Annotated in this window: 16 protein-coding genes; 3 read left to right on the top strand and 13 right to left on the bottom strand. The window is 73.6% G+C overall.

From position 1 onward, the window contains the following. Positions 1–19: 19 nt before the first annotated feature. The 12 genes from ABZ567_RS03995 to ABZ567_RS03940 all read right to left on the bottom strand — a co-directional run bounded on the left by ABZ567_RS03995 (position 20) and on the right by ABZ567_RS03940 (position 16,282). A complete protein-coding gene (locus ABZ567_RS03995) occupies positions 20–1,558 on the bottom strand; it encodes a PP2C family serine/threonine-protein phosphatase (RefSeq protein WP_360784391.1) in 1,539 nt (512 codons plus the stop codon). Positions 1,559–1,560: 2 nt separating this feature from the next. Continuing rightward, positions 1,561–4,131 carry a tetratricopeptide repeat protein gene (locus ABZ567_RS03990; protein WP_360785036.1) on the bottom strand — a complete coding sequence of 857 codons (2,571 nt, stop codon included), beginning with the start codon at positions 4,129–4,131 and terminating at the stop codon, positions 1,561–1,563. Between the two features lie 59 nt (positions 4,132–4,190). Then, complete coding sequence (locus tag ABZ567_RS03985) at positions 4,191–5,468, bottom strand: hypothetical protein (protein ID WP_360784388.1); 1,278 nt, start codon at positions 5,466–5,468, stop codon at positions 4,191–4,193. Between the two features lie 48 nt (positions 5,469–5,516). Continuing rightward, on the bottom strand, positions 5,517–6,554 hold the full coding sequence (locus tag ABZ567_RS03980) for a glutamate ABC transporter substrate-binding protein (RefSeq protein ID WP_360784385.1): 1,038 nt from the start codon (positions 6,552–6,554) through the stop codon (positions 5,517–5,519). Positions 6,555–6,565: 11 nt separating this feature from the next. Beyond that, positions 6,566–7,861: a hypothetical protein gene (locus ABZ567_RS03975; protein WP_360785035.1), complete on the bottom strand. Its 1,296-nt coding sequence runs from the start codon at positions 7,859–7,861 to the stop codon at positions 6,566–6,568. A 495-nt stretch (positions 7,862–8,356) separates the two neighbouring features. Next, a complete protein-coding gene (locus ABZ567_RS03970; RefSeq protein ID WP_360784382.1) occupies positions 8,357–9,331 on the bottom strand; it encodes a BadF/BadG/BcrA/BcrD ATPase family protein in 975 nt (324 codons plus the stop codon). After that, complete coding sequence (locus tag ABZ567_RS03965) at positions 9,322–10,587, bottom strand: 6-phospho-beta-glucosidase (RefSeq protein WP_360784379.1); 1,266 nt, start codon at positions 10,585–10,587, stop codon at positions 9,322–9,324. The genes ABZ567_RS03970 and ABZ567_RS03965 overlap by 10 nt, the downstream gene beginning before the upstream one ends. 7 nt (positions 10,588–10,594) lie before the next feature. Next, entirely contained in the window at positions 10,595–11,491 is an 897-nt protein-coding gene (locus ABZ567_RS03960; RefSeq protein ID WP_360784377.1) for a carbohydrate ABC transporter permease, read from the bottom strand. A 2-nt stretch (positions 11,492–11,493) separates the two neighbouring features. Then, the gene (locus ABZ567_RS03955; RefSeq protein WP_360784374.1) at positions 11,494–12,459 is read right to left on the bottom strand and encodes a sugar ABC transporter permease; all 966 of its coding nucleotides are present in this window, start codon (positions 12,457–12,459) and stop codon (positions 11,494–11,496) included. Between the two features lie 19 nt (positions 12,460–12,478). After that, positions 12,479–13,816 (bottom strand): ABC transporter substrate-binding protein, encoded by a 1,338-nt coding sequence (locus ABZ567_RS03950; RefSeq protein ID WP_360784371.1) that lies wholly within the window; start codon positions 13,814–13,816, stop codon positions 12,479–12,481. Between the two features lie 48 nt (positions 13,817–13,864). Next, the gene (locus ABZ567_RS03945; RefSeq protein WP_360784368.1) at positions 13,865–15,079 is read right to left on the bottom strand and encodes an ROK family transcriptional regulator; all 1,215 of its coding nucleotides are present in this window, start codon (positions 15,077–15,079) and stop codon (positions 13,865–13,867) included. A 183-nt stretch (positions 15,080–15,262) separates the two neighbouring features. Further along, the gene (locus tag ABZ567_RS03940) at positions 15,263–16,282 is read right to left on the bottom strand and encodes a mechanosensitive ion channel family protein (protein WP_360785034.1); all 1,020 of its coding nucleotides are present in this window, start codon (positions 16,280–16,282) and stop codon (positions 15,263–15,265) included. Between the two features lie 313 nt (positions 16,283–16,595). On the opposite strand from ABZ567_RS03940, the gene ABZ567_RS03935 reads away from it, so the two are divergent. Continuing rightward, positions 16,596–17,159, top strand: a complete 564-nt coding sequence (locus ABZ567_RS03935) for an HNH endonuclease (RefSeq protein WP_360784367.1) — start codon at positions 16,596–16,598, stop codon at positions 17,157–17,159. Positions 17,160–17,201: 42 nt separating this feature from the next. On the opposite strand, the gene ABZ567_RS03930 is transcribed toward ABZ567_RS03935, so the two are convergent. Next, positions 17,202–20,408: a beta-N-acetylglucosaminidase domain-containing protein gene (locus tag ABZ567_RS03930; RefSeq protein ID WP_360784363.1), complete on the bottom strand. Its 3,207-nt coding sequence runs from the start codon at positions 20,406–20,408 to the stop codon at positions 17,202–17,204. A 235-nt stretch (positions 20,409–20,643) separates the two neighbouring features. On the opposite strand from ABZ567_RS03930, the gene ABZ567_RS03925 reads away from it, so the two are divergent. Both ABZ567_RS03925 and malQ read left to right on the top strand, forming a co-directional pair. Beyond that, positions 20,644–20,844 carry a hypothetical protein gene (locus ABZ567_RS03925; RefSeq protein WP_360785063.1) on the top strand — a complete coding sequence of 67 codons (201 nt, stop codon included), beginning with the start codon at positions 20,644–20,646 and terminating at the stop codon, positions 20,842–20,844. Position 20,845: 1 nt separating this feature from the next. Next, positions 20,846–23,101, top strand: a complete 2,256-nt coding sequence (gene malQ, locus ABZ567_RS03920) for a 4-alpha-glucanotransferase (protein ID WP_360784360.1) — start codon at positions 20,846–20,848, stop codon at positions 23,099–23,101. The last annotated feature ends 15 nt before the right edge of the window (positions 23,102–23,116 follow it).

Below are 23,116 nucleotides of genomic sequence, written 5' to 3'. Positions count from 1 at the left end.
ACGGGGGATCGGCGACCGCTCAGGCGGATCCTGCCCCGTGGTGCGAGACGGTGAACGGCACGAGGGCGACCGTGATGTTGTCGTGGCCTCCACCGTCCAGGGCGTGACCGACCAGCACCTGGGCGCTGTGCAGAGGGCGGTCCGCCGCGTCGGCGGGGACGACCCGGGCCATGTCGTCGGCGCCTTCTGCGTAGTTCCACAGGCCGTCCGTGCAGACCACCACCACCCCGGACCGGTCCGGTTTGAACGCGGCCGTGTGCGGTTCCAGTTCGTACGCGTCGGCGCCGAGCCAGCCGGTGATCGCGTGGGCGCGCTCGTCCGCGTACGCCTCGGCCTCGTTCATCAGACCCGCCGCGACCATCTGGGCGGCCCACGAGTCGTCCTCGGTGAGCCGGGCGGGCGGGGTGGCGCGGTCGTCCGGCACCCAGTAGACGCGGCTGTCGCCGACCCAGCCCACGACGAGCAGGCCGTCGGCGACGACGGAGCCCACGATGGTGCACGCCGGGGCGTTGCGATGGCGGTGCGGGTCCTGCTCCGTCCCGTCCCGGTCCGGCTCCCCGGCGAGGGAGTTGACGGCCTCGGCGGCGGCCACGATCGCCTCGTGCATCGCCTGCTGCGGGTGGGTGCCCCGGGGCAGCGCCGCGAGCAGCGAGGCACCGGCCGCCTCGGCGGCGGCGGCGGAGGCCTCGTCGGGCCGGGTCGCGGAGGACACGCCGTCGCAGACGATCGCGACGGTGGCGGGGGAGCCGTCGGGGAGCGTGGTCGTGGACACGGTGAACGCGTCCTCGTTGCGGTGGTGGCGCAGCCCCCGGTCGCTGACGGCGGCGACGCCGCCGATGTCCCGCTCCATGTGGTCGCGCTCACGGGGCTGGGCGTGCCCGCAGTTCTCGCAGTACCCGTCGGTGTCCACCCGCCCGGCCCGACAGGCCACGCACACGACGACGACGGGGGCGGTGCCCTGCGCGGCCGGAGCGGGAGAGGCGGCGGGCACGGGGGGAGCGGCGGGTGCGGGGGGGACGGCGGGCGCCGGGGCATGAGCAGGAGGCTCTGGTACCTGGGCCGCGGCCGGGGCATGAGCAGGAGGTTCCGGGACCTGGACAGACGCGTGGACCGGGGCTGCCGGCGGGGCGGCCGGGGCGGCCGGGGCGTGGACCGGGGCTGTCGGCGGGGCGGCCGGGGCCGCCCGTACCGCCGTACGCGGGTCGGGGGCGGCCAGCTCGAAGTCCCCGCTGCCCGCCGTGGTGTTCCCGCCGGGCGGCACCGGGACGTCCGTGCGGACCGCCATCGTCGGCAGGTCACGGCCACCGGAGTCGGTGCCCGGGAGATCTCCGGGGTGCTGGGTCATGGTGGACAGCGAACCGGGCTCCCGCGGCGGGGCGTCCGGCCAGTCCACGGGGGTGCCGATCACCACGGTCGGGCGGTCCGGCTCCACCCCGGCGGCCGGTACGGCCATCAGGTCGTGACCGCACGCCCCGCAGTACCGGTCACCCGAGTCCAGCGGCTCCGCGCAGTCCGGGCAGACGGCGAGTCCGTGCGACGGCTTCGGCTTCTGGGACATCCTCACACCCACGTCCGGGGGCGGAAACGGTTGGCCCGCTCCACCAGTTCGATCCTCTCCTCGCCCCGCTGGGCGAGCCGGGCCAGCACCCGGTACGAGCGTTCGAGGCCGAAGCGCAGTCCGCGCTCGTCCAGTTCACTTCCGAGCAGCAGCGCGCCACCGCTCGGTTCCGCACCAGGACTACCGGAGAGTACCCAGTCGAGGGCCGCTCCGAGGACCTCCGTCGACAACTGCTCCCGCCGCACCGCGTCAAGACCGAAGCCCTGGAGCGCGGAGACCTGCGCCGCGGCCGCCGTCAGATCGGCGCCGATCGGCTCCCACGCCGGGCGCCGCCGCAGCCGCGCCCGTACGGTCGCGACACGGGCCGCCGTGTAGTGGATCGAGGCCTCGGGTACGGATTCCAGGGTCGCGACGGCGCCGGTACGGTCGCCCGCCGCGAGCCGCACCCGGGCGAGTCCGAAGGCAGCGCTGACGAAGCTGGGGTCCGTGGCCCACACCAGGCGGTAGTACTCGGCGGCGTTGTCCAACTGCCCGAGCACCTCGGCACAGATCCCGAGGGCCAGCTTCGGCGCCGGCTCCCCGGGGAAGGCGTCGTAGATCGCGTCGAAGGCCAGCGCCGCGTGCTCGTGGTCCCCGGTCACCAGGGAGGTGACGCCCCGGTACCAGACGGCCCGCCAGTCGTCCGGGTCCCGCTCCTCGATCCCGGCGAGGGTCCGCACGGCAGAGGGCAGGTCGCCGAGCTCCAGCTGGGCCCGCAGGGTGCGCAGCCACAGCTCGGCGGAGGGCGCGGGCGCGGCCTGGAGCGCGCCGAGAAGCTCACCCGGAGCGGCGGCGGCCAGACCGGCGAGGAAGCCGGCGTTGGGATCGCCCGGGTCGACGCGCGGCACGGGCAGCGCGAGCGCGGTGGCGGGCGTGTCGAGCGGCGCGAGCAACTCCCCGAGCCCGGACCCGGCCCCGCCGACGTGAGGCACCGCACCCGGCCCGGTCCCGCAGGGGTCAGGCGGCACCGCACCCGGCCCGCCGGGGCCAGGCGACACCGCACCCGGCCCGGCGGGCGGAGGCGCCGACGCCGGAGCGGTCCCCGCCGCCGTCCGCTGCCGGCGGCCCGCCCCGCGGCCTCCGAGCCGCGACACGTCCTCCGGCAGTTCGGCGAAGAGCGCGGTGTCCGTGACACGGACCTCCGTGCCGAACAGCGTCGAGAGCGCGGGACGGGGCCGCCCCGACTGGAGCGCCACCACCTCCCGCAGCACACCCGTCAGCTGCTCCGCCATCTCCTGCGCCGAGGAGAACCGGCGCGCGGGATCGGGGTCGGTGGCGCGGACCAGGAAACGGTAGAACGACTCGTACGTCCGGAAGACCGCGATGTTGTCCGGGTCGGGCAGCGAATCCACGAAGACGTTCGTGTAGCCCTGGAAGTCGAAGGTCATCACGGCGAGCGTGCGCGCCACCGTGTACAGGTCGCTCGCCACCGAGGGGCCGACCTCGGCCACCTCCGGCGCCTGATAGCCGACCGTGCCGTAGATCGCGGACTCGTCGTCGTCCATCCGCCGGACCGCGCCCATGTCGATCAGCTTCAGCTGGTCCTCGGACTGGATCGCGTTGTCGACCTTGAAGTCGCAGTACAGCAGGTTGCGGCTGTGCAGGTGCCCGAGCGCCTCAAGGGCCTCGATGCCGTACGCGCAGGCCTGCTCGACCGGCAGCGGATCGCGCCGGCCGTCCGGGGTGCGCCGGTCGTTGGCGATCTCCTTGAGCGACTTGCCCCCGACGTACTCCATGACGATGTAGCCGTCGAGGGAGCCGGTGCGCTGGTCGAGGTGCTCGACGAAGTTGTAGATGCGGACGATGTTGGAGTGCTCGATCTCGGCGAGGAAGCGGCGCTCGGAGATCGCGGCGGCCATGGCGTCCTGGTCACCGGTGTCGAGGAGGCCCTTGAGGACGACCCACCGGTCGGAGACGGCCCGGTCGACGGCGAGGTAGACCCAGCCGAGGCCGCCGTGCGCGAGACAGCCCGCCACCTCGTACTGGCCGTGCACGATGTCCCCGCCGCGCAGCTTCGGCACGAAGGAGTACGGGTGCCCGCACGTGGTGCAGAAACCCTCCGTGCGTCCCGGCCGGTCACCCCGCGAACGCCCCACCGGGGCCCCGCAGTCGGAGCGGGAGCAGAATCGCTTCCGCTCGGGCACCTCGGGGTTCTCCATGACCGCGCCCCGCGGGTCGGGGCGCGGCACCTCCGGGATCGACACCAGGCCCGCGCCCAGCCGGTTCCTCGCGGACTGGCCGGTCGACGAGCCCGAGCTGCGCACCGACACCGAACGGGACGGGGAGGAGGCCCCGGAGAGCGCGCGCGAGAGCCGCCCGGAGACCGAACGCCGGGAGGTCGAGGAGCGCGAGGAGGCCCGCGACGACGCCCGCGAACTGCTCCGCGAGGAGCTGGAGTCCGGCCCGCCGACGCCGCTCGTCCCGGTTCCCCTGCCGGGCACGGCCACCCCGGTCGGCGTCGAGCCGATGAGCCCTCCGGGCGCCACCACGGGGGCGAGCCCGCAGGTGTCGCAGTACAGCTCGCCGCCTCCCATGTCCTCGTACGAACCCTCGCACGAAGGACGCTGACAGCTCCCCACGCCCGTCTCCCCGCTCACCACTGCCGTCCTCCCGCGTCTCCCGGGCCGGACAGTACGTCCGCCACCGCCTGCTGGTAGCGCAGCACGGCCTGCTCCGCGACCCGCAGGTCGCAGGGCGCGCTCCACAGCATCCGGCGGGCCGCGTCGTACCGCTCCATGAGCAGCGGGTCCTCCGCCGCGCCCAGCCGTGCCACCTTCGCCCTGTACGCGTCCAGCCGGCCGCGCAGTTCGGCCCGGACCGCCAGCGGCGCCGTCACCGCGGTCAGCGACTCCCGGGCCCGGAGCAGCTCGTCCTCCGCATCCCGCTCCAGGGACTCCAGGAGCGGGGAGAGCCGGTGCCACTGGGCGTGCCTGCGGTACTCCGCGGCGGCGGCGAGCCGCTCCTGGAGCACGATCGGCGGCCCGCTGACGGCCGGCACCTCGGAGGCGGCGATCTTCGCGAGGACCTCGCCCCGCGCGGCGCGCGCCTCGGCGAGCGTACGGTCCGCCCGCGAGAGCACGTCACGCAGTCTGAGCAGCCGGTCCTCGGAGTCCTGCCGGACCGCGAGCACCGCCTCGATCTCCCGCCGTACGTCCTCGAGAGCCAGGGCCGCCCTGTCGTACCGCTCGGTGTCGGGCCGGCCGCCACCGGGCGCCGAACTGCCCGACGCAGGACGCCAGAACGCCAGCGGATCGGTCACCACCTGGGAGCGCAGCCGGGTCAGCTCGGCCGTGATGTCCTCCAGGTCGTCCCCGGCCGGGTGCTCCCCGGGCCGCACACCGACCGAGTGGGCGAGTGAGCGCGTACGGCGCAGCTCGGCGGCCAGCAGGTCTATCCGGGCCGGCAGCGCCGACCAGACGGCGTCGGCGGTGACCACCAGGTCGAGCGAGGACGCGTACAGCTCGTTCATCCGCCGGACGAGGCCCTCCAGGCTGAACCGCTCGGACAGCAGTCCCTGTTCGCCCGCGCCGCCCGCGACGAGCACGCTCTCGCCCCGCAGCCGGTCGGTCAGCTCCACCAGGTCGTCACGGCCGGGCCAGCGCCGCCGGGCGCGCACCTCGCGAGCGTCCCGCAGGGCCCCGGTGTACACGTCGAAGCAGGTCCAGAGCAGGGTGATGGTCCGCTCGGTCGCCGCCCAGCGGTCCCGGGTCGTCCCGGTCAGCTCGGCCCCTTCGAGCAGTCTGCGGCCCGCGTGGTCCTGGAGTGCGAAGAGCGAGTCCTCGATCGCCTTGTGCTCGGCGCCGAGCCGCGCCAGCGCACGGTCCACCTCGTCCCGGTCCATCACCGGCCCAGGGGTTCCCGTGACGCCCATCGATCACCTCTTCCTCTCCGTGTACCAGGGCTGTCGTGCGGGGCGGGGCTACTTGTAGAGGGGAGCGGGTGGGCCGGATATGCCGGGCAGGTCCTTCTCCAGCCAGTTCTTGTACGCCTTCTGCCAGGGGCCCTGCCGGTAGTTCACGAGGACCTGGTTGACCCGGCGGACCAGGTCGTCGTTGCCGAGCTTGGCGGCCACCCCGTAGAACTCGGTGGTGAACGGCCGGCCCTTCAGCTCGACGGCGGGGTCCTGGGCGGCCTGACCGGCCGCGAGGGCGTTGTCGGTGACGACGGCGTCGACCTCGCCCAGCTGGAGCCGGGCCAGGCAGTCCAGCTGGTTGGGGACGGTCAGCAGGTCCTTGTCGTCCTTGGTGCCGTCCGCCTCGTCCTTGAAGAGCGCGCCGAAGGAGTTCTCCTCCAGGGCCTCGTAGGCGGTGGAGCCCTCGGCGGTGCAGATCCGCTTGCCGCGCAGCGAGGAGTCGTAGCCGGTGATGTCCTCGGCGCGCTTGGGCGCCAGGACCTGCTGCCCGGCCTGGAAGTAGGCGGTGGAGAAGGCGACCTGCTCGATCCGCCTGCAGTTGATCGTCATCGTGCGCACGACGAGGTCGACCTTGCCGCTGTCCAGGGCGGCGATCCGCTGGTTCGTCGGGATCGCCCGGAAGATGACGGCGTTCTCGTCGCCCAGGATGTCCCGTGCGATGGCGCGGGCCAGATCGATGTCGAAGCCCTCCAGGGTGCCCTTCTCCGGGTTCCGGTAGCCCCAGCGGTAGCTGGACTGGTCGACGCCGACGACCAGCTTCCCGCGGTCCTTCACGGCCCGGATCGACGGGCCGTCCGCCGTCGAGGGCCGCAGGGAGGCCTCCGGCTTCTCACAGGTGTCCGCCTTGACCTGGACACCCGTGCCGACGCCGGGTCCCGGGCTGTGCATGCCGGGGGTGGCCGCCGCGTCGCCGCCGTCGTGGGTCAGCGGAAGCAGGGTGAGCGAGGCGGTGAGCCCGCAGGCCACGGCCATGGCGGCCACCCCGCCCCAGCCCCGGAACCGTTCCGCCGTCCGCCGCACCAGCGGGTACGTGCCGCTCGGCATCCCGCCCCCTCTCACCGGTACTCCGACAGTCTGCGGTTGATGCCGAGCACGGCGCCGGCCGCGCCCAGGATCCCGAGGGCCGCCGCGCCCAGGGGCAGCGCCGCCAGCGCGTCCCTCGCGTCCCCGGCGGAGCGGGTGAACTCGGTCTGCTCGTGCGCCAGGGCGCGTTCGAGGGCGGCGTCGACCTGGTCGAAGGACTGCCCCGTCGACTCCTCCGGCCCGACGATGCGGCTCAGCGCGCCGTCGAAGTCCCCGGCCTCGTCCTTCGCGCGGGCGTCCTTGTGGCGCTTCTGCCACTCGCCCGTGCGGGAGGCGGCCTCGTCGACCGGGGTCCGGCCGGCGTCGTCGTCGGCACGCTCGCGCGCCGTGGCGAGCGCGGTCGTCAGGGCGTCCATGCTCGCCGTGTACTCCGCCTCGTACTTGTCGTTCTTGCCGTCCTCGGTGAGGACGGCGCCCCGGGCGACCAGGGTCAGGTTCTCGTTGGCGCGGGCCGTGAGCGAGCTGATCCGCGCCGAGTTGAGGACCTGGAGGGACTCCTGCCCGTGTGCCCGCGCGCTGTCGAGCCCGCTGCGCGCGACCGTGTGCGCGGCGAGGAGCCAGACCAGGACGACCACGGTGGCTGCGGTGGCGGCGAGCAGTCCGTGGTTGAAGACCCGGTGCGTCCTGACGTAGTTGCGGCGCTGCGCCCAGCCGAGGACGGCGAGGGTGAGCAGCCCGAGGCCGAGGGCGAGGAACGGCCAGGTGCGGGCCGACTCGTCGTCCTCCTGGAGCCGTACGGTCTCCGCCGCGTACAGGCGCTCGGCGGCGGGCAGCAGCGTGCTGGTCATCTGCTGGTTGGCGTACCGCAGATAGGCCCCGCCCAGCGGGAGGCCCTGCCGGTTGGCGGCCCGCGCGCGCTCGACCAGGCCCGTGTAGCGGGGGAGCTGCTGGTTGAGGATGGCGATCTCACGGGCCGACTCGCTCGAACCGCCGGTGCCCGCGGCCGCCTTGACGAGGAGCCGGGCGGCGGTCGCGATGTCGCGGTCGTACCGCGCGCGCGAGTCCGCCGGCTCCAGGGTGCCCGCGAGGAAGCCGCTGGCGGCGGTGGTGTCGGCGTCGGCGAGGGAACGGTAGATCGCGGCGGCGTCGGCGGACAGCGGCTGGCTGCGGCTGACGACGTCGTCGGCGGCGGTGGCCCGGTCGTCGACCTGGAGGGCGGTGACGGCCCCGAACGCGACGACGAGCAGCGCGAGGACGGCGCCGAGGATCTGGAGGCGGCCGGGCTCGGTCGTGGCGGCGACCCGCAGCCGCTCCCGTCCCACGGCCAGAGCCCCACGCCCCGCGGGCGGGACGGCGCCGGGTGCGGGCGACGGCTGCGCGGGCACACCGACCGGGCGTACGGGCGCGGCTGCCGTGCTCCGCGCCGCCGAGGCGGCGGGCGCGTTCGGCGGGTGTGTCACTTGACCTCCCCCTCGGTCGCTGACGTCGGCCCGTCCGGCCGGTCCTGCGGTGACCACCGGCCGACGGTGGACGACCACCCGGCCAGCAGTATGGCCCCAGGGGGCCGTCCGCACACCGGTATTGGCGCGATCTTGTTCTTATCCTGCCGTATGCCTCCGGCACATCCGCGGGCGAACCCCCTCACGACCCCCTCATGCCGCCCTCACGCCCCCCTCGTGACCGCTCACGACCCCCCCATGACCCCTCACCTTGAATACGTCGCCGGGCCGGGATCGGTTCCGTATCCGGCGTCGCTCGAACAGGTGAACATGCCTGCGGGGCCCCCCTCCGAGAGGAGGGAACGCCCCGCCACCGACCTCGTCTCAGGCCCCGTAGTGCCTCCGTAGCCGGGCCGCCGCCTCCGGACCCGCACCCGTCTCGTCCAGGGCGAGCAGCCCCGCCCCGAGGACCGGCGGCGCCGTCACGAAGCCGACGACGGCCTTCGGCGCCCGCTCGGCGAGGAGGTCGAGGATCCGCCGCTCTAGCTGCGGGTGACGCGCGGCGAGCACGCTGCCGCCCAGCATCACCGGAGCCTCCTCGTCCAGCAGACCGAGCCGCCCGAGGGCGACCGCCGACAGGGCCACGACCTCCTCGGCGAGCCGGTGCACCAGCGACAGGGCGACCGGGTCCCCGGCCGCGCTCACCCGGAACAGCACGGGCGTCAGCTCGTGCCGTCGCGCGAAGGGCACCCGGCCCAGGTGCAGGGCCTCGATCAGCGCGTACATCGTCTCCAGGCCGAAGTGCGCCGGCAGCGCCCGCGCCAGCTCGGTCGGTTCACCCCGCCCGTCCTCGGCGCGCGCCGCGAACCAGAGCGCCTCCTCGGCCAGGCCGCTGCCGCCGCCCCAGTCCCCGGAGATCTTCCCAATGGCGGGGAAACGCGCGGTCCTGCCGTCCGGGGTCATCCCGACGCAGTTGATCCCGGCCCCGCACACCACCGCCACACCGCGCGGCTCGTCGAGCCCCGCGCGCAGGATGGCGAAGGTGTCGTTGTGCACCCGGACCGACCGGCTCCAGCCCCTGCCGAGGAGTGCGGCCCGCAGAGCGGTCTCCTCGACGGGCAGGTCGGCGTTGGCGAGACAGGCCGACACATGGGCGAACGAGGCCGGGAGCCCCGCCTCGGCGCCCGCCCGGCCGACGGTCTCCGCCAGCGCGTCGACCGCCGCCGCCACCCCCACCAGAGGCGGTTGGAACCCGCCGCCGCGGGCCGCGCCGAGGACGGTGCCGTCCGCGCCGAGGACCGCGACGTCGGTCTTGCTGTTGCCGGCGTCGATGGCCAGCACGGTTCCGGTCACGCCCACGCGAGGTGCTCCCGGTTGTGTGCGATCAGCCGGTCGGTGAGCCCGTCGGCGTACGCGAACTGCCCCACCAGCGGGTGCGCGAGCAGTGCCTTGAACACCCGGTCGCGGCCTCCGCGCAGTGCCGCTTCGAGCGCCAGGTCCTCGTAGGCCGTGACGTTGGCGATCAGGCCGGCGTACAGCGGGTCGACCTGCGCGACCGGGAGCGGCGCGGCACCCTGGGGGCCCACCGCCGCCTGCGTCTCGATGACGGCGTCGTCCGGCAGGAACGGCAGCGTCCCGTTGTTGTACGTGTTCACCACCTGGTACGGCGAACCGCCTCCGCCGAGCAGGGAGGCCGCCAGGTCCACGGCCGCCTCCGAGTAGAAGGCGCCCCCGCGCTTGCCGAGCAGCGCAGGCTTCTCGTCCAGGGCCGGGTCCCCGTACATCTCCAGGAGTTCCTTCTCCATCGCGGCGACCTCGGCGGCCCGTGAGGGCTTCGTGCCGAGCTCCCGCACCACCTCGTCGTGCGCGTAGAAGTAGCGCAGGTAGTAGGAGGGGACGACGCCGAGCCGGTCCAGGACCGGCAGCGGCAGCCGCAGGTCGTCCGCGACCGCGTCGCCGTGTTCGGCGAGCAGCCGGGGCAGCACGTTCTCGCCCTCGGGCCCCCCGATCCGTACCGCCGTCTCCCAGGTCAGGTGGTTCAGCCCGACGTGGTCAAGGTGGATCTCGGACGGGGCGACGCCGAGGAGCCCCGCGAACTTGCGCTGGAAGCCGATCGCCACGTTGCACAGGCCGACGGCCTTGTGCCCGGCCTGGAGCAACGCGCGCGTGACGATGCCGACGGGATTGGTGAAGTCGATGATCCAGGCGTCGGGGTTGGCGCGCCGTACCCGTTCCGCGATGTCCAGGACCACGGGGACGGTACGGAGGGCCTTGGCGAGCCCGCCGGCGCCGGTGGTCTCCTGCCCGACGCAGCCGCACTCCAGCGGCCAGGTCTCGTCCTGCTGCCGGGCGGCCTGCCCGCCGACCCGCAGCTGGAGCAGGACGGCGTCGGCACCCTCGACCCCGGCGTCGAGGTCGGTGGTGGTGACGACCTTCCCCGCGTGGTCCTGTTTGGCGAAGATCCGCCGGGCGAGACCGCCGACCAGGTCGAGCCGCCCGGCGGCCGGGTCGACGAGGACGAGTTCGGTGAGGGGCAGGGTGTCGCGCAGGCGCGCGAAGCCGTCCACGAGTTCGGGGGTGTAGGTGGAACCGCCCCCCACGACAGTGAGCTTCATGTGTGAGTCAGCCCTTCACTCCGGTCAGTGTGACTCCCTCGACGAACGCCTTCTGGGCGAAGAAGAAGACGAGGATCACAGGGGCCATGACCAGGACGGTCGCGGCCATGGTCAGATTCCAGTCGGTGTGGTGCGCGCCCTTGAAGGACTCAAGGCCGTAACTCAGCGTGTATGCCGCCGGGTTCTCCGAGGTGTAGATCTGCGGCCCGAAGTAGTCGTTCCAGCAGGAGAAGAACTGGAACAGGGCGACGGCGGCGATGCCGGGCTTCGCCATCGGGAGCACGACCCGGAGCAGGGTGCGCAGTTCGCCGCAGCCGTCGATCCGTGCCGCTTCGATGTACTCGTTCGGGATGGTCAGCAGGAACTGGCGCAGCAGGAAGATGGCGAAGGCGTCACCGAAGGCCATCGGGACGATCAGCGGCCACAGCGTGCCGGAGAGGTCCATCTGCTTGGCCCAGAACAGGTACATCGGGATGATGACGACCTGCGGCGGCAGCATCATCATCGAGATGACGAGCAGCAGCGACAGATGCCGGCCGCGGAAGCGGAACTTGGCGAGTGCGTACGCCACGGGGACCGACGACACCACGACGAGGGCGGTGCCGAGCCCCGCGTACAGCAGGGAGTTCTTCCACCAGTCGAGGAAGCCCTCCGTCCGGAACACCCGGACGTAGTTGTCCCAGTGCCAGCTGTTCGGGGTGAGGTCCCGGGTCAGTGCCTGCTGGTCGCTCATCAGCGACGTCAGGAGGACGAAGACGAACGGCAGCACGAAGAACAGGGCCGCGGCGATCCCGAGGGAGTGCACGGCGATCCAGTGCAGGAGCGCCTTGCGCCGTGCCGTCTTCTCGGCGGCCACCGCGGACGTCCCGCGCACGGGACGGTCGAGCGTGGATACGGAGGTCATGATCAGTCACCCGAGCCGATCAGGCCGCCCCGCCGGCGCATGAGCAGCGCGGTGAAGGCCATGGAGAGGGCGAACAGGACGAGGGCCACGACGCTGGCGGCGCCGTAGTCGAAGCGGCCGAAGCCGAGGTTGTAGACCAGCTGCGGCAGGGTCAGCGTGGAGTCGTCGGGGTAGCCCGGTTCGAAGGTCTGGCCCGAGCCGCCCATCACCCCGGACGCGACCTTGGCGGCCACGATCGGCTGGGTGTAGTACTGCATCGCGCCGATGATCCCGGTGACGACCGCGAAGAGCACGATCGGCGAGATGTTCGGCAGGGTGACGTAGCGGAACCGTTGCCAGGCCGAGGCCCCGTCCAGCTCCGCCGCCTCGTACTGCTCCTTCGGGACGTCGAGCAGCGCGGCCATGAAGATGACCATGAGGTCTCCGACACCCCACACGGCGAGGACGGTCAGGGCCGGCTTGGCCCACGCGGTGTCGTTGAACCACGAGGGCGCGGGGATGCCGACGGCTTCGAGGAGCGAGTTGACCGGTCCCGTACCCGGGTTGAGCAAGAAGACGAAGGCCAGCGTCGCGGCCACCGGCGGAGCCAGATAGGGCAGGTAGAACAGGGTGCGGAAGATCCCCGCGCCCGTCTTGATCCGGGTGACGAGCAGGCCGACGCCGAGGCCGAACACCACCCGGCAGGCGACCATGACGACGGCGAGCCAGAGGGTGTTCTGCATCGCCGGCCAGAACTTCGGCAGGTCGGCGAAGACGTACGTCCAGTTGTCCGGGCCCCGCCAGGTCGGCGGGTTGATGCCGTCGTACTTCATCAGCGAGAAGTAGACGGTCGAGGCGAGCGGGTACGCGAAGAAGAAGCCGAAGCCGATCAGCCAGGGCGACATGAACGCCGTGGTGCGCAGCGCGCCGCGTACGCGCTTCGACCGCAGCGCCGCCCTGCGCCCCGCGAGATGGGTGTCGGTGGACATGAGGTACCGGCCCCGGGCCTTACTTCGCCTGCGCGATGTCGCGGTCGATCTGGGCGGCGGTCTCCTCAAGACCCTTCTGCAGGTCCTTGACCTCGCCCTTCTCGTACTTCTGGGCGAAGTCCTGGAAGGTGTCCTGGTAGGTGCTGCCGTTCACCGCGCCGTCGGAGGTGGAGGACGCGGGGTGCCGCGCGATGTCCAGGAAGACCTTGAAGCGCGCGTCGACCTTCAGGTTCGGCGACTTCAGGGCCTCCAGGGTGGAGGGGACGTTGCCGATGCCGTTGGCGAACTGGACCACGGCATCGGTGTCCATGGTCATGTACTTGATCAGTTCCCAGGCCGCGTTCTGCTTCCTGCTCTGCGGGGCGAGGCCGATGATCGTGCCGGACAGGTATCCCTTGCCGTACTCGGCCACCTCGTCGTCCGCGACGGGCAGCGGCGCGACGCCGACCTCGAAGGGGACCTTGGCGTCCCTGATGAAGTTCAGCCGCCACTCGCCGTCGAGCTGCATGGCGACCTGGCCGGTGTGGAAGGGGTGCTTGACGCCCCACTCGTCACCGAAGGTGGTGCGGTACCTGTCCAGCTTCTTGAACCCTCCCAGGCCGTCGACCAGCGACTTCTGGTAGGTCAGCATCTTGGCGAAGCCGGGGTCCTTGGCCAGGTTCGACTTGCCGTTCGCGTCGAAGTACGTGTGCTTCCACTGCGACATGTAGTGACTGGGGACCGTCTCGTAGCCGAGGTAGTTCGGCATGAAGCCGAGCTGCTCGTAGCTGTCGCCCTTCTCCTTGGTCAGCTTCTTCGCGACCCGCGTGAACTCCGACCAGGTCTTCGGCGGCGCGGTGATGCCGGCCGCCTCGAAGGCGTCCTTGTTGTAGTAGAGCCCGTACGCGTCGGAGAGCAGCGGCAGCGCGCAGCGCCTGCCCTCGAACCGGGTGTAGTCCTGGAGGACCTTCGAGAAGGTCTTGTCCAGGTCGACCTCGTCCTTCTCCAGGAAGGGCCCCAGGTCGGCGAGCGCGCCGGTGTGACAGAACTTCCCGACGTTGGACGTGGTGAAGGAGGCGGCCACGTCGGGCCCGTTCGAACCGCCCGCGCGGAGCGCCTGGCTGAGCTTGTCGTCGTTGATGTTGCCGACGACCTTCACCTTGATGTTCGGGTGGGCCCTCTCGAACCGGGCGACGTTGTCCTTGATCGCCTTGACCTCGGACGGCGCCGACCACCCGTGCCAGAAGGTGATGGTCGTCTCCGCCTTGGGGTCGTCGGAGGCCGCGTTGTCCGCGGAGCCCGTACAGGCGGAGGCGAAGAGGGAGATCGATGCGGTGGCGGCGAGCGCGACGACGGCTCTGCGGGCGCGTACGGGCATGGCGGTGTCTCCCTGTGGCGGAGGGCTTACGGGGGAAGGGCGGAAGGGTCAGCGCGAGGTGTCGAAGACCTCGTCGCGCGTGGTGGCGAGGGCGCTTTCGAGGGCGCCGCGCAGGACGGGCCGCTCCGGTACGGCGCTGAGGACGAGCCGTGGTCGGGAGGCGGCGAGGTCGGCGAGTTCGGACTGCACGCGGGCGCGCAGGGGTTCGCCGCCGGCGACGAGGACGTCACCGGACAGCACGATCAGCTCGGGGTCGAGGACGGCGACGATCGAGGCGAGCCCGGTGGCGACCCGCTCGGCGTACTGATCGAGCAGTCGCGCGTACCGGGGGTCCTCGCCGTGGGCCACGGCGGCGTGGCCGAGCAGGGAGGAGGCGACCGGGACGAAGGGCTGTTCGGGCGTGTCGATCCCGAGGGCGCGGGCGATCCGGGGGACGGCCTGGACGCCCGCGAGTTCCTGGTAGCCGCCGGAGTTGGCCTTGGTGACCTGCCGTACGAGCGGGGTGCCGGGCACGGGCAGGAAGCCGACCTCGCCGGCGCCGCCGGTGAAGCCGCGGTGGAGGCGTCCGCCGAGGACGAGGGCGGCGCCGAGGCCCTCCTGGTTCCACAGCAGGGCGAAGTCGTCGTGACCGCGGGCGGCGCCCACGCGCTGTTCGGCGACGGCGACGAGGTTGACGTCGTTCTCGTACTCGAACGGCATGGGCAGGACGGCGGCCAGCTCCTCCAGGAGGGTGGGGGAGTGCCAGCCGGGCAGGTGGGAGGCGTACCGCAGCCGCCCGGTGGCCGGGTCGAAGGCGCCGGGGGTGCCGATGACCAGGCGCCGGACCTCCTCGCGGGTGATCCCGGCCGCCTCTGCGGCCCGGTCGAGGGCGCCGGTGACCTGGCCGACGACGCCGGACGAGGAGCGGCCGGGGGTGCGGAGCTCGTACTCGCCGACGATCGCGCCGGTGATGTCGGCGACGGCGGCGTGGATGCGGTGCTGGTTGACGTCGAGTCCCGCGGCGTACGCGGCCCGCGCGTTCACCGTGTAGAGCTGGGCGTTCGGGCCGGGCCGGCCCTCGGTGGTGCCGGTGGCGACGACAAGACCGGCCGCTTCGAGGCGGGCGAGCAGCTGAGAAGCGGTCGGCTTGGACAGGCCGGTGAGCTTGCCGATCCGGGTGCGCGAGAGCGGGCCGTGCTCCAGGAGCAGGTCGAGGGCGGCCCGGTCGTTCATGGCACGCAGGACGCGCGGCGTGCCGGGGGTTCCCGGGGTCGTACCGGCCATGACGGTCGCACCTGCCTTCGCACCACACTGTTAGGAAAGTTTCCTGTTCTGTGGGAAGGAAGGTAGGGCGGCGGTCGCCGGGCGTCAATACCCGGACACGCGAGACGCCCCCGAAGGCAGCCGGAGCGCTACCCGCGGGGGCGTCCTGCCGGCCCGTACGCCGGCCGGGGAAACCCGTACGTCCTACTTGGCGAGATCGGACCTCGGCAGCGGAGTGGCCGCAGCCGACTGCGGCGACGTCGTCGAGGCGAACGCCGACGGGGCCGCCATCCCGGCGGTGGGATCGGCCCCCGCCTCCTCGGCCTGGGCCGGGAGACCGCCCACGATGCGGATGCCCGCCTCGTCCAGGCCCTTCTTGATGCGCCAGCGCAGCTCGCGCTCCACGGAGAGCGCCTTGCCCGGCATCGTCTTCGCCGAGACCCGGACGGTCATCGAGTCGAGGAGCACCTCGTTCAGACCGAGGACCTCCACCGGACCCCACAGGCGCTCGTTCCACGGCTCTTCCTTCGCCATGGCCTCCGCCACCTCCATGATCACCGAGCGCACCCGGTCCAGGTCCTCCGTCGGCCGGACCGTCACGTCGACGCCGGCCGTCGCCCAGCCCTGGCTGAGGTTCCCGATCCGCTTGATCTCGCCGTTGCGCACGTACCAGATCTCGCCGTCCTCGCCGCGCAGCTTCGTCACCCGCAGGCCCACCTCGACGACCTCGCCGGAGGCCACGCCCGCGTCGACCGAGTCACCGACGCCGTACTGGTCCTCAAGGATCATGAAGACACCCGACAGGAAGTCCGTCACGAGGTTCCTCGCGCCGAAACCGATCGCCACACCGGCGACACCGGCCGAGGCGAGCAGCGGCGCGAGATCGATCTTGAACGCGCCGAGGACCATCAGCCCGGCCGTGCCCAGGATCAGGAAGGACGCCACCGAACGCAGCACCGAGCCGATCGCCTCCGAGCGCTGACGCCGCCGCTCGGTGTTGACCAGCAGACCGCCGAGGGCCGTGCCCTCCACGGCCTGCGCCGAACGGTTCATCCGCTCGATCAGCCTCGTCAGGGCACGGCGGAACGCCATCCGGAGCAACACCGCGACGACCAGGATCAGCAGGATCCGCAACCCGGTGTTCAGCCAGGTGGACCAGTTCTGCTCCACCCAGCTGGCCGCGTTCGTGGCCCTCTCCGCCGCCTCGTCCAGGGTCGCCGGCATCGGCTCGGGTTCGGTGGCAGCCGCCAGGGCGGACCAGGACACGGGAGACCTCCAGGCATCGCGTACGCAGGCCATCCACAGTAACGGGGTGGCGGGGGTGGTCCCGTTGTCCTGTTCGAGGGAGAGACGGACCTCACCCGGGCAGACAGAGGGACAGAGAGAGGAGGACAGACATGCCGATGTGGTCGAGAACACCCCCGGCCCGTCACCCCGATCCCGCATACGTGGTGGCGTTCCGACCAGGCATGAGGAGAAACTGAGAGCAGTTCGTCCCGGCGCGAGCCACGCGCCGCCGGCGTCATAGGAGGCATCCGTGCCGCATGTCCTGGTCCTCAACGCGTCGTACGAGCCGCTCGGCGTCGTACCGCTCCGCCGCGCACTCGTCCTCGTACTGGAGAACAAGGCTCTCTGCCTCGAGGAATCCGGCGCCTTCCTGCACAGCGAGACCCAAGTCGTCCCCGCGCCCAGCGTGGTGCGACTGAAACGCTTCGTGCGGGTCCCCTACCGGGGGCCCGTTCCCTTGACCCGCAGAGCCCTCTTCGCCCGGGACGGCGGGCGCTGCATGTACTGCGGGGCCGTCGCGACCAGCGTCGACCACGTCATCCCCCGCAGCCGCGGGGGCACGCACGCCTGGGACAACGTGGTGGCGGCCTGCCGCCGCTGCAACCACGTCAAGGCAGACCGGCACCTGCGCGAGATCGGCTGGCGGCTGCGCCACCCCCCGGCCCCGCCGACCGGCCTGGCCTGGCGGATCATCGGGACCGGACACCGGGACCCGCGCTGGCTGCCGTACCTCGAGGCCTACGGCGCCGAGGACGTGATGGCCCGGATCGACGCCGTCGCCGACGCCCCCGTGAGGGCGCTGTCGACGGGTTGAGCCGGGCCTTTCGCGTACGGGAGGCCGGGAGCGGCGTGCCCCTCAGGGGGCGGGCCGCTCCTCCGGCGCGCCCGCGGTAAGGCCCGACGGCTGCCGCGTCGCGCCCTCGGCAGGATCCGACGGGTCCTCCGGTGCGGCCTCGGTCGGCTCCTGGGCGGGAGGGGCCGCGTCCTCGGCGGGGCGGACCGGCTTCTCGGGAGGGGCCGCTACGGCGTACGTCTCCACCGACCAGAGCGAGTAGCCGTACGGGGTCGCCCGCTTCTCGCCCTGCACCCGCACGAAGCGCGTGTCCGCCGCGTCCATCCGGACCGCCTCCCGGCCGCCCCGGCCGGCCTCGACCGTCGCCGCCGTACGCCAGACCCGCCCGTCGGCCGAGACCTGGACCCGGTAGCGCGAGGCGTACGCGTCCTGCCAGTGCAGCACCACCTGCCCTATCCGGGCAGGCCGGGGCAGCTCCAGCTGCCACCAGGCGTCGTCCTGCGCCGGGGAGGACCAGCGGGTCGCCGGATCGCCGTCCACCGCGGAGGACGCCGGGAAGTCCGCCGTCTCGTCGCCCGACGACGAGGCCGTCGCCGTCCGGGCCAGGTCCGGGCCCGCCGTACGGGGGAAGGCCCGTACCGTCAGGACCCGCTCCTCGCCCGCGAACGACACCGGCACCCGGTACGCGCCCGTGGGGACGTCCGGCGCCACCGACACCTCGAGGGGGACGGTCGTCCGCGCGCCGCGCTCCACCGCCGCCTGCTTCGGCAGCCGGACCGTGATCCCCTTCGGGGCCTTCGCCGTCAGCGGCCCGCGCACCACCCCGGCGCGCCGGCCCGACAGCTCCACGGCCACCCGCTGGGCCGGGCCGCCGATCTCCGCGTCCGTCTCCGCACGGGCCAGGTCGAGACCCGCCCGCGGCCCGTCCGCGAACCACGGCACCAGGGAACGCACCTCGGGAGCTGGGCCCTCGCCGCTCCACACCACCCGCAGTGCCTCGGCCCTCAGCCCCTTGAGCTCGGTCTGCGTCCAGCCGGACGCCGACAGCGGACCGAGCGGTCGCCAGCCCTCGCCGGAGACGTACGCCTCCACGCGCGCGTCCGTGCCCGGTGCGCCCGCCGCGGCCGGTTCGGCCATCACCGTCAGGGCCTCCACGGGCCGGGCCCGGTCGAGCCGCACGGTGTACGAGCCGGTGGCACGGTCGGCGCGGGCCGCCGGGGTCCGGTCGGTGCCGGTCCACGCCGCCGCACGCTCCACCGCGCGCGTGAGGAACGGGTCGAGCACCCCCGCCCCGACCGTCACCCGGCTCGCCCCCAGGTCCTTCCGCAGCCCTTCCAGCCGCAGCTGCGCCCGCCAGGCCGCCGCGCCGTCACCGGCCGTCTGCGCCGTCAGCATGTCGACGGCCGTCTCGCCCGCCAGGCCGTACCGGGAGAGCTGGTCGAGCCAGGGGCCGGTCTCGTCGTCGAGGACGCCGTCGGCGGTGTCCGCGAGCCGCTCGGGAGCCTCCCGCATCACGGTGAACGCGGCCCGCAGTTCCTCGGCCGCCCGCTGCCGGGCCGTGCCGTCGCCGCCCGCCCTGGAGGCCCAGAAGGCGGACAGGAGCGGCTTCAGATAGGCCGATTCGCCCGCCGGGTCGAGGACCGAGGAGGCGCCGTTCCCGGCGAGCGCCCGCAGCGCCTCGCGGGCGGCCGGCTCCGGGCCCGCCAGCTCGTCGACGGCCGCCCGCCAGGACTCCTGGGGGCGGTAGCCGCGCGGGTTCCAGGCGTAGTCGGCGGCGGTGAAGAGCGGGATGCGGGAGGCCGCGGGCTGCTCCATGGCGTGGGCGAGGAAGGCGGCGGAGCCGGCCGCCACAGCAGGCTCGCGGCCCGTGGCGGGGCCGAGGAAGAGACGGTCCTGCGCGTAGTCGTTGACCGGGTAGTTGTCCATGGTGACCAGCGGGTGGCGCAGGGCACCGCGCGCCCCGGCCAGTTCGCCGCCGGTGATCGTGCGCGGCACGACGCCGACGCCCGTCCACGCCACCCGCACGTCCGTGTCGAGTGCCTCGGCGAGCTTCGCGCGGTACGCGGTCGTGCCGTCCTGGTAGTACTCCGTCGGCATCACGGTCAGCGGCCCGGCGTCGGGGTGGCGTTCGGCGAGGTGGCGGGCGACCGCGTTCGCCACGCGCGCGTGGGCGGCGGCGGCCGCCTCGGGACCGCGACCGAAGGTGTCGGCGTCCCGGTCGCAGTGCCACTCGTCGTACGAGGCGTCCTGGAACTGGAGCTGGAAGGCGCGCACCCCGAGCTCCGACATGGCGTCGAGCTTCCCGGTCAGCGCCTTCAGGTCGCCTGCCGACGACAGGCACATGGACTGGGCGGGCGCCACCGCCCAGCCGAGCGTCACGTGCCGGGCGCGGGCCCGCTCGGCGAGCGCGCGGAACTCCTCCTGCTGCGCGGCCGGGTAGGGCTCGCGCCACTGCACCCCCCGGTAGGGGTCGTCACCGGGCGCGTACAGATAGAGGTTCTGCTTGGTCCGGCCGAGGAAGTCGATCTGGGCGAGCCGCTGCTCGGCGGTCCAGGGGCGGCCGTAGAAGCCCTCGGTGATCCCGCGCTCGGCCGTACCCGGCCAGTCGCGCACGACGATGCCGGGGACCTCCCGGCCGGCGCCGAGGAGCTGACGCAGCGTCTGCACGGCGTGGAACAGCCCGTCCTCGCCCACCCCGTCGAGGACGACCGTGTCGCGGCCGTCGAGGCGGCCCGTGGCGAGCCGGTAGCCGCCTCGCGGCAGATCGAGCCGGTCGGGCACGCGCAGGGCGGTCAACGCCTCCCCGGCGGCCTCGCCCGAGTGGCCCGAGGCCCGCAGGACGGGCCCGCGGCCAGGGAGCCCGGTGTGGACGGTCCGCACCCCGGCGGCCCGCAGCAGCTCGCGCAGCGCGTCGAGGGCGTACGGATCGGCGTCGTCGTCCGCGACCAGCGTCACCTCGTCCCCGAGCCGTACGGAGGGCCCGCCGGCGGCCAACGACTGCGGCCGGGGCCAGACGGAGGGGCTGTCCGTCGGCGGGGCGGCCGGGGACACCGGGGGCAGTGGTGCGCGCGGTGCCAGTGGCGCCGCCAGGGACAGAGGGGCCGCGGCGCCGAGGAGCGCGGTGGTCACCGGCGGGGCCGTCGGGGCGCGGAGGGCCAGCGGCGCCCTCGGGACCGCCTGGGCCGCGCCCGGAGCCGCGCCGCCGAGGAGGCCGCCGATGACGGCGGCGGCCACGGCCGTCGCCGTGCGCTTCCTGCGCCCGAGGTGCACGGGGTCTCCCTTCGGCGGTGCCGGTTGCTCCGCCGGTTGGTCACGAGTGGGTCACGAGCCCACCACCCGTCGTACTGAGGTGTCAATGTGCCTGGCCGATGTGTCGCCTTTGCCCGGCGATCCGTCGGCGAGGTGACGTCACTCCACCACTTTTCGCCGGTAAAACGAGGTGCGGTGGGTAGGTCTCAGTCGCTACCCCTGGTCCCACCTGTCGAGACGAAACCGGGAGACCCCCGTGACCACGACCGCCCACCACCTCGGACGGATACGGATGCCGCAGCAGCCGGCCCCCGCCGGCGAACCGCTGACCAGCGAACCGCCCCTCCCCGACGCCGCCCCCCTCACCAGCGAACCGCCCCTGACCGAGGCGGCCCCCCTCACCAGCGAACCCACCGCCCCCGGCAGCGCGGGCGGCACGGAGTCCCCCGGAGTGTGAAGTGACCCTGGCCCGTCTCGCCGCCCGTCACGGCGTCGCCACCGCGTACAGCCCCTCCGAAGGCGTCACCGTGCCCGTGCCGGACGCGACCGTCGTGGCGGTCCTCGCCGCCCTCGGCGTCGACGCGGCCACGCCGGAAGCGGTCGCCGCCGCCCTCGACGCGGCGGAACGGGCCGACCGGGACCGCCTCCTGCCCCCGACGCTGGTCCTGCGGCGCGGTGGAGCGCCCGCCGACCCGCCCGCCGACCTGCCGCCCGGCACCCGGCTCCGGGTCACCACCGAGGACGGCGCCGTCGTCACCGGCGAGGACTGGGAGCGACTGCCCCTCGGCGTCCACACGGTCGAGGCACAGGCCCCCGACGGGCGCGCGGCCGTCAGCACCCTGATCGTGAGCCCCGCGCGCGTACCGGGTCCCGGGCGCCGCGCGTACGGCCTCCTCGTCCAGCTCTACTCACTGCTCTCCACCCGCTCCTGGGGCATGGGCGACCTCGGGGACCTGCGGGAACTCGTCACCTGGGCGGGCCGCACCCACGGTGCCGGTTTCGTCCAGGTCAACCCGCTCCACGCGGGCGTGCCCGGCGCGCCCGGCGACCCGTCCCCGTACCGCCCCTCCTCGCGCCGCTTCCCGGACCCCGTCCATCTGCGGATCGAGGAGATCCCCGAGTACGCCCTGGTCGGCCCCGAGCACCGCGAGGAGCTCGACCGGATCCTCGCCGAGGCGGCCGAGCTGCGGGAGCGGGTCCTCGGCAAGGGCGCGGTGATCGACCGGGACGCGGTGTGGGAACTCAAGCGGCGGGCCCTCGAACTCGTCGTCGAGACCGTGGAGCTCGGCCCCGGGCGGCGCGCCGACTTCCACGACTTCCTCGCCGCGCGGGGCCGCGCCCTGGAGGACCACGCCACCTACCAGGCCCTCGCCGAGCGGCACGGCCCCCACTGGCGCGACTGGCCCGCGGAGCTGCGCCGGCCGCGCACGGCCGAGACCGCCGTGTGCGAGGACCCGGCGCTCGCCGCCCGGGTCGACTTCCACTGCCGGCTCGCCTGGCTGACGGACCGGCAGCTGGCCGCGGCCGCCGCGGCCGCCCGCGAGGCCGGGATGGAGGTCGGCATCGTCCACGACCTGGCGGTCGGCGTCCACCCGGAGGGCTCGGACGCCTGGGCCCAGCAGGAGGCCTTCGCGGCCGGCATGTCGGTCGGCGCGCCGCCCGACGCCTTCAACTCCCGCGGCCAGGACTGGGGCCTGCCTCCGTGGCGCCCCGACGCCCTGGCCGCCGCCGGCTACGCCCCGTACCGAGGACTCCTCCAGGAACTCCTGCGCCACGCGGGCGCCCTGCGCATCGACCACGTGATGGGACTGTTCCGGCTCTGGTGGGTGCCGGAGGGCCACGAGCCCACCCGGGGAACGTACGTCCGCTACGACGCCGAGGCGATGCTCGCCGTCCTCGTCCTCGAAGCCCATCGCGCGGGGGCCCTCGTCATCGGTGAGGACCTCGGCACGGTCGAGCCCGGCGTACGCGAGGAGCTGGCCCGCAGCGGGGTGTTCGGCACCTCCGTGCTCTGGTTCGAGCGGGACTGGGCGGGTACGAAGCGTCCGCTGCCCCCGGCCGAGTGGCGCGCCGACTGCGTGGCCACCGCCACCACCCACGACCTGCCCCCGACGGCCGCCCAGCTCTCCGGCGACCACGTCACGCTGCGGCACCGTCTCGGCCTGCTCGGCGGCGACCTGGAGCGCGAGCGGGCGCTGGACCGGGCCGGGACCGCCGAGTGGCTGGGCCTGTTCCAGCGTCTCGGGCTGCTCCCGGAGGGCCCGGGGGGCGAGGAGGCCGAGATCAGGGCCGTCCACCGGTTCCTGCTCGGCACCCCGGCCCGCATGGTGGGGGTGTGGCTGCCGGACACGGTGGGGGACCGCAGACCGCAGAACCTGCCGGGCACCTGGGACGAGTACCCGAACTGGCGGCTCCCGCTCGCCGCCCCGGACGGCCAGCCGCTCACCCTGGAGCAACTGGCCGCCTCGCCCCGAGCGCACGCCCTCCTGAGCGAACTGCACGCCCGCATGACGGCCCCGGACGTCCCGAAGCCGCTCCCGGACGCCCCTACGGCGGCCCCGGACGTCGCGGACCGCGCCACAACGGCCCCGGACGTCCCCACGGCGACTCCGGACGTCCCCACGGTGGTCCCGAGCGTCTCCACGCCGACCCCGGACGTCCCCACGCCGGCCCCCGACGCCCGTACGGCACCCCCGGGCGCGCGCCCCGTTTAGGGGTTCGCTACGTTT

Source organism: Streptomyces sp. NPDC016459 (assembly GCF_040632845.1).
Lineage (GTDB): Bacteria > Actinomycetota > Actinomycetes > Streptomycetales > Streptomycetaceae > Streptomyces.
The sequence above is the reverse complement of the archived record's forward strand: the minus strand, read 5'-3'. Positions and strand labels throughout refer to the sequence as shown.

Excerpts from the sequence above, each read along its gene's own strand:
- ABZ567_RS03995 (WP_360784391.1), bottom strand. The coding sequence starts at position 1,558 with ATGTCCCAGAAGCCGAAGCCGTCGCACGGACTCGCCGTCTGCCCGGAC.
- ABZ567_RS03990 (WP_360785036.1), bottom strand. The coding sequence starts at position 4,131 with ATGGGAGGCGGCGAGCTGTACTGCGACACCTGCGGGCTCGCCCCCGTG.
- ABZ567_RS03985 (WP_360784388.1), bottom strand. The coding sequence starts at position 5,468 with ATGGGCGTCACGGGAACCCCTGGGCCGGTGATGGACCGGGACGAGGTG.
- ABZ567_RS03980 (WP_360784385.1), bottom strand. The coding sequence starts at position 6,554 with ATGCCGAGCGGCACGTACCCGCTGGTGCGGCGGACGGCGGAACGGTTC.
- ABZ567_RS03965 (WP_360784379.1), bottom strand. The coding sequence starts at position 10,587 with ATGAAGCTCACTGTCGTGGGGGGCGGTTCCACCTACACCCCCGAACTC.
- ABZ567_RS03960 (WP_360784377.1), bottom strand. The coding sequence starts at position 11,491 with ATGACCTCCGTATCCACGCTCGACCGTCCCGTGCGCGGGACGTCCGCG.
- ABZ567_RS03955 (WP_360784374.1), bottom strand. The coding sequence starts at position 12,459 with ATGTCCACCGACACCCATCTCGCGGGGCGCAGGGCGGCGCTGCGGTCG.
- ABZ567_RS03950 (WP_360784371.1), bottom strand. The coding sequence starts at position 13,816 with ATGCCCGTACGCGCCCGCAGAGCCGTCGTCGCGCTCGCCGCCACCGCA.
- ABZ567_RS03945 (WP_360784368.1), bottom strand. The coding sequence starts at position 15,079 with ATGGCCGGTACGACCCCGGGAACCCCCGGCACGCCGCGCGTCCTGCGT.
- ABZ567_RS03940 (WP_360785034.1), bottom strand. The coding sequence starts at position 16,282 with ATGCCGGCGACCCTGGACGAGGCGGCGGAGAGGGCCACGAACGCGGCC.